This is a genomic window from Streptomyces sp. GL_140 (genome assembly GCF_057834465.1).
In genome coordinates this window covers 4,591,885-4,606,805 of sequence record NZ_CM174404.1, presented here as the reverse complement: position 1 = coordinate 4,606,805, position 14,921 = coordinate 4,591,885, and the positions used below count along the sequence as shown (strand labels likewise).

Sequence of the window (14,921 nt, the reverse complement as noted above, 5' to 3'; positions counted from 1 at the left end):
GGCCGGTCAGAGACCGAGTTCGCTGTCCATGAGGGCGAAGACCTCGTCGTCCGTCGCCGCGTCCAGGTCGAAGCCGTCGATTCCGCCGAAGGCGCCGCCCGCGCTCTCCCACTGGCCGGTGAGGGCCTGGAGCCGCTGGGCGACCTGCGACTTGACGTCCTCGCACAGGGACGAGCCGTTCAGGGCCGCTTCCAGGCGGTCCAGCTCCTCCAGCACGGACAGGTTCTGCGTCGGCGCCTCCTCGGCCTTGAGCTCCTCCTGGAGGAGACGGACGAGGGCGGTCGGGGTCGGGTAGTCGAAGACGAGGGTGGCCGGCAGCCGGACCCCGGTCGCTTCGGTGAGCTTGTTGCGGAACTCGACCGCCGTGAGGGAGTCGAAGCCCGCGTCCTTGAAGGCCCGGGTCGCGTCGATGGAGGCCGGGTTGGAGACGCCCAGGACGCCTGCGACGTGACCGCGCACCAGGTCGAGCAGGAGCTGTCCGCGCTCCTGCGGGGACTTGCCCGCGAGCCGCTGGGCCAGGCTCTCGCCCTTGGCCGCGGTGGCGGCCTTGGCGGCCCGGCGGGCCGGGCGGATCAGGCCGTGCAGGATGGCCTGGAGGGAACCGCCCGCCGCCTGGGCGCGCAGCTCTCCGAGGTCGAGGCGGGCCGGCATCAGGGTCGCCTCGGACGACAGCAGGGCCGCGTCGAAGAGGGCCAGGCCCTCGTCGTTCGGGAGCCCCAGCATGCCGCCGCGCTTGCCGCGCTGGAGATCGGCGTCCCCGAGGTGCGCGGTCATTCCGGTGGCCTCGGCCCACAGGCCCCAGGCGAGGGAGACGGCGCTCAGGCCGCGCTCGCGCCGGTACTGGGCGAGACCGTCCAGGTAGGCGTTGGCAGCCGCGTAGTTGCCCTGGCCCGGCGTGCCGAACACACCGGCCGCCGAGGAGTACAGGACGAAGGCGGCGAGGCCCAGGTCCCGGGTCAGTTCGTGCAGGTTCCAGGCCGCGTCCACCTTGGGCTTGAGGACCGCGTCCAGCCGCTCGGGGGTGAGCGCCGAGATCACGCCGTCGTCCAGGACGCCCGCCGTGTGGACCACCGCCGTCAGCGGGTGCTCCGCCGGGACGCTGTCCAGCAGCGCGGCCAGTGCCTCGCGGTCGGCCGCGTCGCAGGCCTCGATCCGCACCGAGGCGCCGAGCCCGGCCAGCTCCTCGCGGAGCTCGACCGCACCCTCGGCCGCCGCACCCCGACGGCCCGCCAGCACCAGGTGCCGTACGCCGTACTCGGTGACGAGGTGCCGGGCCACGAGCTTGCCCAGGGTGCCGGTGCCGCCCGTGACCAGGACCGTCCCGGCCGGGTCGAGGGAGGCGAGGTACGTGTCCCCGACGCGCGGTTCACGGCCCAGTCGGGGCGCCGTGGCCACACCGGCGCGGATCGCCAGCTGCGGTTCCCCGGAGCCGGCCGCCGAGGCGATCAGCTCCCGGGTGCGGGGGTCCTCCGTGCCGGTGTCCAGGTCGACCAGGACGATCCGGTCGGGGTGCTCCGCCTGGGCGGAACGCACCAGCCCCCACACCGCCGTACCGGCCGGGTCGGTGACTCCGCTGACCGCGCCGCGGGTCGTGACGACCAGCTGCGTGCCGTCCAGGGCGGACTCGGCGGACCAGGCCTGGAGTGCGCCGAGCACCCGGGCCGTGACGGCGTGGGCCCGCCCGGCGCCCGCCGGCTCGGCGGCTTCGGTGGTGTCGAGCAGCAGGATCCCGGGCGCCGTGGTGGCGGCGGCCGCGGCCCGTACCCCGGCGGTGTCCGTGACCGCGGTCAGCTGCGTCCGCTCGGCGCGGGGCAGGGAGACCCGGGTCCACTCGATCCGGTAGAGCGATTCGTGGACGGGAGCGGAGGCCGCGCCCAGCCCGGCGGTGGAGACCGCCCGCATGACGAGGGCTCCGATGCTGGCGACCGGAACGCCGGTCTGGTCGGCGATGCTCAGCGACAGGCCGTCTCCGGCGGCCCGGACCGCCCGGACCCGCAGCGCGGTAGCTCCGGCGGCGTGCAGGGCCACCTGGTTCCAGGCGAACGGGAGCCTGGTGGTGCCCTCTTCGGCCTCGGCGGCGCCCAGGAAGCTGGTGGTCTGCAGGGCGGCGTCGAGCAGGGCCGGGTGGAGGCCGTAGCGCTCGGGCGCCTGGCCCTCGGGCAGGGCCACCTCGGCGTAGACCTCGTCGCCCTTGGTCCAGACGGCCTGGACCCCCTGGAAGACGGGGCCGTACGTGTAGCCCGCGGCGAGCTGGCGGTCGTAGAAGTCGCTGACGTCGGTGGCCTGGGCACCGGCCGGCGGCCAGATTCCGAAGTCGAAGCCCGCGGGCTCCTGCACCGCCGTGAGGAAGCCGCTGACGTGGCGGGTCCATGCCGCCTCGGGGCCTTCGTCGGGGGCCGCCGAGTACACGGCGACCGGACGGCGGCCGAGGTCGTCGAGTCCGGCCACGGAGACCTGGATGCGGACCCCGCCCTTGGCGGGCAGGACCAGCGGGGCCTCGATGACCAGCTCGTCGATGGTGCCCGCGCCGGCCTCGTCACCGGCCCGGACGGCCAGTTCGACCAGGGCCGCGCCGGGCACCAGCACGGTGCCGGAGACCACGTGGTCGGCGAGCCAGGGCTGGGTACGGGTCGAGAGCATCCCGGTGCCGAGCACCCCGCCCGTCTCGGGCAGGTGGAGCCAGGCGCCGATCAGTGGGTGGTCGGCGCCGACCAGGCCGAGCGAGCCCGCGTCACCCGCGGCGGCCGCGTCCTCCGGCCAGTACCGCTCGCGCTGGAAGGCGTACGTCGGCAGGTCGACCCGGTGGGCACCGGCGCCGGCGAAGACCGCCTGCCAGTCCACCGCGCGGCCCGTGGAGAACAGCACCCCGATCGCCGCGAGCAGCGTCCCGGTCTCCGGGCGGCCGCGGCGCTGGAGCGGGGCGAGCCGCAGCCCCTCGGCTCCGTCGACCCCGTCGAGGATCTCCTGGGTCAGGGCGGTGAGCACCCCGTCGGGGCCGACCTCCAGGAAGGTGGTGACGCCCTGCTGGTGCAGGGTGCGCACCCCGTCGGCGAAGCGGACGGCTTCGCGGACGTGGGAGACCCAGTAGTCCGGACTGGCCAGCTCGGCGGCCTCGGCGACCTTGCCGGTGACGTTGGAGACCACCGGGATCCGCGGAGCACCGTAGGCCAGACCCGCCGCGACCTCACGGAACTCGGCGAGCATCGGATCCATCAGGACCGAGTGGAAGGCGTGGCTCACCGTCAGCTGCTTGGTCTTGCGACCCAGCTCCGCCAGCTTCGCCCTGACCGCCAGGCACTCCGCCTCACGACCCGAAATCACCACCGACGCCGGCCCGTTGATCGCAGCGATACCGACACCCTCACCGAGGTACGGAAGGACTTCCGCCTCCGTGGCCTGGATGGCGACCATCGCACCGCCCGAAGGCAGCGCCTGCATCAGCCGGCCACGAGCCGCCACCAGACGCGCCGCATCCGCCAGCGACCACACACCCGCCACATGAGCCGCAGCAAGCTCACCGATCGAATGCCCGGCCACGAAGTCCGGACGCACACCCCACGACTCCACGAGGCGGAACAACGCCACCTCGACCGCGAACAACGCCGGCTGCGTGAACTCCGTACGGTTCACCGCCTCCTCGTCCTCCCCGAACAACACCGACTTGAGGGGGCGGACCAAGTGCTGGTCCAGTTCTGCCGCCACCGCGTCGAAGGCCTCCGCGAAGACCGGGTAGGCCTCGTGCAGCTCACGGCCCATGCCCAGGCGCTGCGCACCCTGCCCGGTGAAGAGCACCGCCAGGCGGCCCCCCGTCCCGGACTGTCCGGCCGTGTGGCCGTCAGCCAGCGCGCGCAGGGACTCGACCGCACCCTCGCGGTCGGCGGCGACCACCACCGCGCGGTGTTCCAGCGAGGCGCGTGAGGTGGCAAGGGAGTAGGCGACGTCCACCGCGGAGAGCGAGGACTGCTCCTCGATCCGCTCCGCGATCCGGCCCGCCTGTGCCCGCAGCGCGTCGGCGGACTTCGCCGACACCACGAACGGGACGGGCCGGTCGACCGGCGCGGCCACCGGCTCCGCGGCGGTCTCGTCGGCCGGGGCCTCCTCGATGATCACGTGGGCGTTGGTGCCGCTCACGCCGAAGGAGGAGACACCGGCGCGGCGGGCACGCTCACCGCGGACCCACGGGCGGGCCTCGGTGAGCAGCTCGACGGCGCCCGCCGACCAGTCCACCTTGGTGGTGGGCTCGTCCACGTGCAGGGTCTTGGGCAGGACCTCGTTCTGGAGGGCCATCACCACCTTGATGATGCTCGCGACACCCGCGGCGCCCTGGGCGTGGCCGATGTTCGACTTGAGCGAGCCCAGCCACAGCGGCTGGTCGTCGTGCCGGTCCTGCCCGTACGTGGCCAGGATCGCCTGGGCCTCGATCGGGTCGCCGAGCGCGGTGCCGGTGCCGTGGGCCTCGACCGCGTCGACGTCCTGCGGGGTGATCCCGCCGTTGGCCAGGGCCTGCTGGATGACGCGCTGCTGGGAGGGCCCGTTGGGGGCGGTCAGACCGTTGGACGCGCCGTCCTGGTTGACGGCCGTACCGCGGATCACCGCGAGGACCGGGTGGCCGTTGCGGCGGGCGTCGGAGAGCCGCTCGACGAGGAGCACGCCGACGGCCTCGGCCCAGGCGGTGCCGTCCGCCGAGGCGGAGAAGGCCTTGACCAGGCCGTCCGCGGCCAGGCCGCGCTGGCGGGAGAACTCCACGAAGGTGTCCGGGGTGGCCATCACCATCGCGCCGCCGGCCAGGGCCATCGAGCATTCGCCGGAGCGCAGGGCCTGGACGGCCATGTGCAGGGCGACCAGGGAGGAGGAGCAGGCGGTGTCGACGGAGAGGGACGGGCCCTCGAGGCCGAGCGTGTAGGAGACGCGGCCCGAGGCGACGCTGCCCGCCGTACCGGTCAGGCGCATGCCTTCCAGTTCGGCCTGCGAGGTCTGGAGCTTGACGGTGTAGTCGTGGCTGATCAGACCGGTGAAGACGGCGGTGTCGGTGCCCCGCAGCTCGGCCGGGTCGATGCCGGCCCGCTCGATGGCCTCCCACGAGGTCTCCAGCAGCAGGCGCTGCTGGGGGTCCATCGCGGTGGCCTCGCGCGGGGAGATCCCGAAGAACGCGGCGTCGAAGTCGGCGACGTCGTGCAGGAACGCGCCCCGGTCGACGTACGACTTGCCGAGCGCCTCCGGGTCCGGGTCGAAGAGGCCGTCGAGGTCCCAGCCCCGGTTCTCGGGGAAGCCGCCCATGACGTCGGCTCCGTCGACGACCAGCTGCCACAGCGCCTCGGGGGTGTGGATGCCCGCCGGGAAGCGGCAGCCCATGGAGACGATGGCGATCGGGTCGTCCTCGTCGGCTCCGGCGCCGGACACGGCCTTGGCGGTCTGGGCCCGCACGGCCGGCTGGTCGCCGACCCCCAGCTCGGTGAGCAGGTGGCGGGCCAGGGCGGCCGGGGTCGGGTAGTCGAAGACGACGGTCGCGGCGAGGCGGACGCCCGAGGCGGAGCTGAGCCTGTTGCGCAGTTCCACGGAGGTCAGCGAGTCGAAACCGGCGTCCTTGAAGGCGCGTTCGCCGTCCACGGTGTGTGCGGCGGAGTGGCCGAGCACGCTCGCGGCCTGCTCGCGGACCAGCTCCAGCAGCACCCGCTGCTGCTCCTCCTGCGAGAGTCCGACCAGGTCCTGGGCCAGCGAACCGGCCCCGGCAGCGGCCGACTTGGCCGCCTGTCGGCCCTGGCGGACCAGGCCCCGGAGCAGTACGGGTACGGGCTCGCCGGCGGAGCGGGAGCGCAGGCCGGGGATGTCGAGCCGGGCCGGGACGAGGGCGCCTTCGGCCGAGCGGAGTCCGGCGTCGAAGAGGGCCATGCCGATCTCGGCGGTGAGGCCGAGCATGCCGTCGCGCTTGTTGCGCTGGAGTGCCGCGCCGTCGAGGTTCTCGGTCATGGCGCTGCTCTCGGACCAGAAGCCCCAGGCCATCGAGACGGCGGGCAGTCCGAGGGTCCGGCGGTACCGGGCGAGGCCGTCGAGGTATCCGTTGGCCGCCGCGTAGTTGCCCTGGCCCGGGTTGCCGAAGACGTTCGACGCCGAGGAGTAGAGGACGAAGGCGGCCAGGTCGAGGCCCTGGGTGAGCTCGTGGAGGTTCCAGGCCGCGTCCACCTTCGGGCGCAGCACGGTGTCCACGCGCTCGGGGGTGAGGGCGGAGATCACGCCGTCGTCCAGGACGCCGGCCGTGTGGACCACCGCGGTCAGCGGGTGCTCGGCGGGGATGCTCGCCAGGAGCGAGGCCAGTGCCTCGCGGTCGGCGGCGTCGCAGGCCTCGATCCGGACGGAGGCGCCGAGCCCGGTCAGCTCCTCGCAGAGCTCTGCCGCGCCTTCGGCGGCCGTGCCCCGGCGGCTGGTGATGATCAGGTTCCGGATGCCGTGCTCGGTCACCAGGTGGCGGGCGGCCAGCTTGCCCAGGGTTCCCGTACCGCCGGTGATCAGCGCGGTACCGGCCCGGTCGAGCTCGCGCGGGACGCTCAGGGCGACCTTGCCGATGTGCCGGGCCTGGCTCAGGAAGCGGAAGGCCTCCGGTGCCTTGCGGACGTCCCAGACCTTGACGGGCAGGGGCTGCAGGGAGCCCTGCTCGAAGAGGTCGACCAGCTCGCGCAGGATCTCCTGGACCCGGTCCGGGCCCGCCTCGACCAGGTCGAACGCCTGGTAGGCGACGCCCGGGTAGGCGGCGGCGACCTCCTGCGGGTCACGGATGTCGGTCTTGCCCATCTCGAGGAACCGGCCGCCGCGCGGCAGGAGTTCGAGGGAGGAGTCGACGAACTCGTGGGCGAGGGAGTCGAGTACGAGGTCCACACCGCGCTGTCCGGTGGCCTGAAGGAAGCGCTCCTTGAACTCCAGGGTGCGGGAGTTGCCGATGTGCGCCTCGTCCAGGCCGCCCGCCCTGAGGGTGTCCCACTTGCCGGGGCTGGCGGTGCCGAAGACCTCGGCGCCGAAGTGGCGGGCGATCTGTACGGCCGCCATGCCCACGCCGCCGGCCGCGGCGTGGACCAGCACGGATTCGCCGGAGGTCAGGCCCGCCCGGTCCTTGAGACCGTAGTAGGCGGTGGTGAAGACGATCGGGACGGTGGCGGCCTGCTCGTACGTCCAGCCGGCCGGCATCCGCACCAGGTTGCGGTGGTCGGCGAGCGCCTGCGGCCCGAAGCCGTCGCGCAGCAGACCCATGACGCGGTCGCCCGGGGCGAGCGAGGTGACCCCGGGGCCGACTTCCAGGACGACACCGGCGCCCTCGCCGCCGAAGGAGGCGCGGCCCGGGTACATCCCGAGGGCGATGAGCACGTCGCGGAAGTTCAGACCGGCGGCGCGCACGCCGACCCGGACCTGGCCTTCGGCGAGGGGTTCCAGCACTTCGGGGCTCGGCAGCAGCGCCAGGTTCTCCAGCGTGCCGGTGGCGGTGACGTCCAGGTGCCAGGCGTCGGTGCCGGCCGGGACCGCGAGGGCCTCGGAGGCCGCGATGTGGGCGAGGCGCGGGGCGGTGGCGCGGCCCTCGCGGATCGCGAGCTGGGGTTCGCCGGTGGCGACGGCCCCGGCGAGGGCGGTACGGGACTTCGGGTCCTCGTCGAGGGCTACGAGGACGATGCGGTCGGGGTTCTCGTTCTGCGCGGAGCGCACCAGGCCCCAGACCGCGGAGGCGGCCATGTCGCGCTGCGGGTCACGGGTGACGACGACGAGCTGCTCGTCCTGCGCCGGGGCTTCGGCGGACCAGGTCTGGAGCGTGCCGAGGACCTGCGCGAGGAGGGCGCGGACCGCGGCCGGGCTCTCGTCGCGGGCGCCCTTGGTGAAGTCGGCCCAGGTGTGGGCGGACTCCTCGGCGGCGGCCTCGTCCGAGTCCGTCTCGACCGGGGACCAGGCGACGTGGAAGAGGGCGTCGTGCAGGGGCGTCCGGGCGGCTCCGAGCTGGTCGGCGGCGACCGGGCGCAGCACCATCGACCCGATGGTGGCCACGGGGGCACCGGTGCGGTCGGCGAGTTCCAGGGCGACCCCGTCGCTGCCTTCGGCGACGGCCCGCACCCGCAGGGCGGTGGCTCCGGAGGCGTGCAGGGCGACCTGGTTCCAGGCGAAGGGCAGTCGCGTCTGCTCGGCGTCGGCCTCCTGGCCGGGGCAGAAGGTGCTGGACTGGAGGGCGGCGTCGAGCAGGGCCGGGTGGAGACCGAAGCGGTCGGCGTCGGCGCCCTGCGGGAGCTGGATCTCGGCGAAGATCTCGGAGCCTCGGCGCCAGACCTTCTGGATGCCCTGGAAGACCGGGCCGTAGTGCAGTCCGGCTGCCGCGCGGTCCTCGTAGAACGTGTCGGTGTCGATCTTCTCGACCCCGGCGGGCGGCCAGGCCATGAAGTCGAAGGCGGCCCGGGTGGACCGGCTCCGCTCGGCCAGGAAGCCGCTGACGTGCCGGGTCCAGGCGGCCTCGGGGCCGTCCTCCGGGGAGGAGGAGTAGAGGCTGACGGCGCGCAGGCCGTCCTCGGCCCCGGCGACGACGACCTGGACGCGGACGCCGCCCTTCTCGGGCAGGACCAGTGGGGCCTCGATGATCATTTCGTCGACGACGCCGCTGCCGACCTCGTCGCCGGCCCGGATCACCAGGTCGACGAGGGCCGCGCCGGGCACCAGGATCGTGCCGGCGACCGAGTGGTCGGCGAGCCACGGGTGGGTGCGGACCGAGAGCAGACCGGTGGCCAGGACTCCGCCGGAGCCCGGGAGGTGGGTGACGGCTCCGAGCAGCGGGTGCTCGGCGCCGGCCAGGCCCGCGCCGGTGACGTCGCCGCCGGCCGAGGTGCCTTCGAGCCAGAACCGCTCGCGCTGGAAGGCGTAGGTCGGCAGGCCGATCCGGCGGGCGCCGGTACCGTCGAAGACCGCCTCCCAGTCGACCGCGCGGCCGGTGGAGTACAGCACCCCGAGGGCCGTGAGCAGGGTCTCGGTCTCCGGGCGGCCGCGGCGCGAGAGGGCCGCGAGCCGCAGCCCCTCCGCGCCCTCGGCGCCGTCGAGGATCTCCTGGGCGAGGGCCGTCAGGATCCCGTCGGGACCGGCCTCCAGGAAGGCGGTGACGCCCATCCGGTGCAGGGTGCGCACCCCGTCGGCGAAGCGGACGGCTTCGCGGACGTGGCGGACCCAGTAGTCGGGGTCGGCCAGTTCGTCGGCGCCGGCGACCTTGCCGGTGACGTTGGAGACCACCGGGATGCGCGGGGCGTCGTAGGTCAGGCTCTCGGCGATCTGCCGGAACTCCTCCAGCATCGGGTCCATCAGGACCGAGTGGAAGGCGTGGCTGACCGTCAGGCGCTTGGTCTTGCGGCCCAGTTCGACCAGCATGTCCTGGACTGCGAGGCAGGCGTCCTCGCGGCCCGAGATGACGACGGAGTTCGGGCCGTTGACGGCCGCGATCCCGACGCCCTCGCCGAGGTACGGGAGGACTTCGGCCTCGGTGGCCTGGACGGCGACCATGGCACCGCCCGAGGGCAGGGCCTGCATCAGACGGCCACGAGCCGCCACAAGACGCGCCGCATCCGCAAGATCCCACACACCCGCAACATGGGCAGCCGCCAGTTCACCGATCGAATGCCCGGCGACGAAGTCCGGTCGGACGCCCCACGATTCGACGAGGCGGTACAGGGACACCTCGACCGCGAACAGCGCGGGCTGGGTGAACTCGGTGCGGTTGAGGGCGTCTTCGTCGCCGTCTTCGAACAGCACCTCCTTGAGCGTGCGCGGGAGGTACTGGTCCAGCTCGGCCGCGACCGCGTCGAAGGCCCGCGCGAAGACCGGGTACGTGGCGTAGGCCTCGCGGCCCATGTCCAGGCGCTGGGCGCCCTGGCCGGTGAAGAGGACCGCCAGGCGGCCGCCCGTCACGGACTGTCCGGCCGTCTGGCCCGCGGCGACGGAGCGCAGCGACTCGATGGCGGAGTCGCGGTCGGCGGCGACCACCACCGCACGGTGTTCCAGCGAGGCGCGCGAGGTGGCGAGGGAGTAGGCGACGTCCACCGCGCAGAGCGAGGCGTCCGCCTCGACCCGGTCCGCGATCCGGCCGGCCTGTGCCCGCAGCGCGTCGGCGGACTTCGCCGACACCACGAACGGGACGGGCCGGTCGACCGGCGCCTCCGGCTCCGCGGCGGTCTCGTCGGCCGGGGCCTCCTCGATGATCACGTGGGCGTTGGTGCCGCTGACGCCGAAGGAGGAGACGGCCGAACGGCGCGGCCGCTCGTCGCTGCGGGCCCACGGGCGGGCCTCGGTGAGCAGCTCGACGGCGCCCGCCGACCAGTCCACCTTGGTGGTGGGCTCGTCCACGTGCAGGGTCTTGGGCAGGACGCCGTGGCGCATCGCCTCGACCATCTTGATGACGCCGGCCACACCGGCCGCGGCCTGGGCGTGGCCGATGTTCGACTTGAGGGAACCGAGCCACAGGGGCTCGCGCTCGCCGCGGTTCTGACCGTAGGTCGCCAGGATGGCCTGGGCCTCGATCGGGTCGCCGAGCGAGGTGCCGGTGCCGTGCGCCTCCACGGTGTCCACGTCGGCCGTGGTCAGACGGGCGTTGGCCAGGGCCTGGCGGATGACCCGCTCCTGGGCGGGGCCGCTGGGGGCGGTCAGACCGTTGGACGCGCCGTCCTGGTTGACGGCGGAGCCGCGGACCACCGCGAGGACCGGGTGGCCGTTGCGGCGGGCGTCGGAGAGCCGCTCCAGGAGGACCACGGAGACGCCCTCGGCCCAGGCAGTGCCGTCGGCGGAGCCGGAGAAGGCCTTGGCCCGGCCGTCCTCCGCGAGACCGCGCTGGCGGGAGAACTCCACGAAGACCCCGGGGGTCGCCATCAGGGCGGCGCCGCCCGCGAGGGCCATGGAGCACTCGCCGCCGCGCAGCGACTGCGCGGCGAGGTGCAGGGCCACCAGGGAGGAGGAGCAGGCCGTGTCGACGGTGACGGCCGGGCCCTCCAGGCCCAGGGTGTACGAGACGCGGCCCGAGGCGACGGAGCCCGCGACGCCGATGCCGAGGTAGCCCTCGGTGCCTTCGGGGGCCTGCTGGACGTTGGAGCCGTAGTCGTGGTGCATGACGCCGCTGAAGACGCCGATGCGGGAACCGCCCAGCGAGGTGGGGTCGATGCCGGCCCGCTCGATTGTCTCCCAGGAGGTCTCCAGCAGCAGGCGCTGCTGGGGGTCCATCGCAGTGGCCTCGCGCGGGGAGATCCCGAAGAACGCGGCGTCGAACTCGGCGACGTCCGGGAGGAATCCGCCGTGCCGGGTGTACGAGGTGCCGGTGTGGTCCGGGTCCGGGTGGTAGAGGCCCTCCAGGTCCCAGCCGCGGTTGTCGGGGAACTCGGTGATGGCGTCCGTACCGGAGGCGACGAGCTGCCACAGCTCCTCCGGGGAGGAGACCCCGCCCGGGAGCTTGCAGCCCATGGCCACGATCGCGATCGGCTCGTCCGAGACGACCGGCTCCGGGTAGTCCACGGCGGGCTCGCCGGCCGGGGCGCCGAACATGCGCTTGCGCAGGTAGACGGCGACGGCCGTCGGGGACGGGTAGTCGAAGGCGAGGGTGACGGGCAGGCGCAGGCCCGACTCCTCGGTGAGGCGGTTGCGCAGCTCGACCGCGGTGGCCGAGGTGAAGCCGAGGGACTTGAAGCTGAGTCCGGTGTCGAGGGTGGTCAGGCCGGTGATGGTGCGGATCTGCTCCACGACCACCTCCAGCAGCTGCCGGTCCTGCTCGGCCTCCGGGAGGTCCTCGAAACGGGCCTGGAAGGCCTCGGCCAGGTCCTCGTCGGGGGTGGCGGCCTTGCCGGCCGGGCGCTCGAAGAGCTCGGTCAGCAGCGGCGGGACCTCGCCCGCCGGGAGGGCGGAGACGTCCGGGCGGACGGCGACCAGGTGGGCCTGCGCCACGGTGTGCGCGGCGTCGAACATGGCCAGGGTCTCCTGGGTGGAGAGCACGCCGGCGCCCGTGGGCCACGTACGGCTGCCGGAGGCGGCCGCGGCCGCGCCGTGCCAGGGGCCCAGGGAGAGCGAGAGGGCGGGCAGTCCGGCCGCGTGCCGGTGGTCGCCCAGGGCGTCCAGGAACGCGGCGGCGCCGGCCGCGGCCCCGCTGCCGGGGGTGCCGAGCACGCCGTCGGCGGTGGGGATGACGAGGAAGGAGCCGAGCGCGATGTCCTTGGTGAGGCAGTGCAGGTTGAGCGCGCCCTGCACGGCGAGGCTGCGGCCCCGCAGGTCGGTCAGGGTCTCGCGGCCCGCGGTGTGCACGATCGCGGTGAGCGGCTGGGCGATCCTGCCGAGCAGCTTGGCCACGGCCTTGCGGTCGGCGACGTCGCAGGCTTCGAGCCGGATGTCGGCCCCGCCCCGGGCCAGTTCGGCACGGAGGGCGGCCGCGGCGGCGTCGGCCCTGCCGCCCTCGCTGACCAGCACCACGCGCCGGGCCCCGTAGACGCCCACGAGGTGGCGGGCGACGGCCTCGGCGGCCACGCCGTCGGCGCCGGTCAGCAGCACGGTGCCGGAGGTGTCGGGGGCGGCGGCCGGGCCTGAGGTGGCGGTGGCGCGCACCAGGCGGGGGCGCAGGAGCACCCCGTCGCGGACGGCGGACTGCGCCTCCTGTGAGGCGAAGGCCAGGGCCACGGCGCGGGCCGCGGCCTCGTCCGGCCACTCCTCGGGGCCCAGGTCGACCAGGGCGAAGCGGTCGGGGTGCGCGGCCTGGTAGGAGCGCAGCAGACCCCAGACGGCGGCGTGTTCCATGCCGGTCAGTTCGTCGTCGGGGCCGGTGGCGACGGCGTCGCGGGTGGCGATCATCAGCGGCACCATGGCGGTGCGCTCCTCCGCCAGCCACGCGTCGAGCGTGAGGGCGACGCGGGCCACGAGGGCTTCGACGGCCTCGCCGCGGCGGGCGGCGGTGGGCCGGTCGGCCTCGCCCAGCATCAGCAGGGCCACGTCCGGGAAGGAGACTCCGGCGGCGAGGTCCTCGACGAGGGCGTCGAGGGCGTCCAGGTCGCCGAGTCCGTCCACGTCGGCCAGGCCGGCGAGGCCGCCCAGCGGCAGGTAGGTCTGCACCTCGTTGCCGAGTGCCTCCAGGCCCGAGGCGAACTCGGTGCCGGCGATGTCGCCCGCGACGGCCCAGTGGCCGGCGACGAGCTGCGGCGCGGGCACGGACGGCAGGGGCAGCCAGTCGACGCGGAAGAGCGACTCGTAGCGGCCGCCGCCCGCGGCGAGCAGCCGGGCCGGACGCTCCAGCAGGACGTGGCGCATGGTCTTGCCCGAGGCGGTGCGCGGGATCCGGTCGATCTCGTACAGCTCCTCGGGGATCTTGAAGTAGGAGAGGTTCTCGCGGCAGGCCTCGAACAGCCGCTCGTGGTCGACGCCTTCGGGGCCCGGCACTATGAAGGCGACCGGGACCTCGCCGAGCACCTCGTGGGCCTTGCCCGCGACGGCGACGTCGGTGACGCCGGGCACGCCGCGCAGCACTTCCTCGACCTCGCCGGGGTGGATGTTCTCGCCGCCGCGGATGACGAGTTCCTTGATGCGGCCGGTGACGGTGAAGTAGCCCTCCTCGTCACGGCGGGCCAGGTCGCCGGTGCGGAACCAGCCGTCGCGCAGGGCGGCGGCGGTGGTCTCGGGCTGGTTGTGGTAGCCGACCATCACGCTGGAGCCCTTGACCCAGACCTCGCCCTCCTCGCCGGTGGCCACGTCGGCCCCGGTCTCGGGGCTGACCAGGCGGACGCCGAGGCCGGGGACGGGAAGGCCGCAGGAGCCCTCGACCCGGGTGCCGGTGGGCCAGTTGATGGTGATGGAGCCGCAGGTCTCGGTGGAGCCGTAGGCATCGAGCAGCGGGGCGCTGAAGACCTCTTCGAACGAACGGCGCAGCGCGGCCGTGGTGATGGCCCCGCCGACCAGGCACATGCGCAGCTCGGGGGCGGTGAAGCCCTGTTCGCGGGCGGCCTGGACGAGGTAGTGGTACATGGTCGGGACGCCGGCCAGGAAGGTGGCCGACTCCTCGCGGACCGCGTCGAGGATCTCGTCGGCGGAGAAGCCGTCCACGATGCGCGCGGTGGCGCCGACGGCCGTGACGGCGAGGACGGCGACGATGTGCGAGAGGCTGTGGAAGAGCGGCAGCGGCCACACGACCCGGTCCTCGGAGGAGAGGCCGGGGATGGGCGCGTAGCAAGCTGCCACCGACCAGAGGCAGTTGCGCTGCGTGGACAGGACGCCCTTCGGCTTGCCCGTGGTACCCGAGGTGTAGAGCATCCAGGCGACGTCGTCGAGGCCGAGGTCGTCGCGGGCCTGTTCGGCCGGCTCGGTGGTGGCGAGGGTTTCGAAGGAGACGGTGCCGGCCGGGGCTTCGGCGGGGACGCCCTCGGGGCCGGTGACGATCACGCGGAGGTGGGGGCGGTCCTGGACCAGCCGGGCGACGAGCTCGATGCGCGAGGGCTCGGTGATGATGACGCGGGCGCCGCTGTCGTCGAGCAGGTAGGACAGCTCGGACTCGGTGACGCGGGGGTTGAGGGGGACTCCAACACCGGCGGCGCGGGTGATGGCGAGGTAGCTCTCGACCACCTCGACGCTGTTGCCGTGCAGGATGGCCGCCCGGTCCCCGGGCTGGAGCCTGAGACCGGCGAGATGCCCTGCGAGCCTGCGTGTGCGTGCCTCCAGTTCGGCGTGGCTCACGCTCCGCCGGGCGTCACTGTAGGCGACCTTCGTCCCGAAACGATCGGCATTCGCCCCCAGCAGCTCTGGCAGCGGCCGGATCAATTCGGTTCGCAGCATGGCTCTATACCTCTCGTCGAAAGACAACTCGATGCAGACATCTCGATACGGGAGGCATCAGCGTCACACGCAATCGATTCGAGGTTCCCACTATCGATCCCCTACGACCCCCCTATGTTGACGAACAAAGG

Annotated in this window: 1 protein-coding gene; it reads right to left on the bottom strand. The window is 73.8% G+C overall.

Going from position 1 to position 14,921, the window contains the following annotated elements; all coding sequences use genetic code 11:
• Positions 1-6: 6 nt before the first annotated feature.
• Positions 7-14,790: an SDR family NAD(P)-dependent oxidoreductase gene (locus tag AC3IYJ_RS21515; RefSeq protein ID WP_489396415.1), complete on the bottom strand. Its 14,784-nt coding sequence runs from the start codon at positions 14,788-14,790 to the stop codon at positions 7-9.
• Between the last annotated feature and the right edge of the window lie 131 nt (positions 14,791-14,921).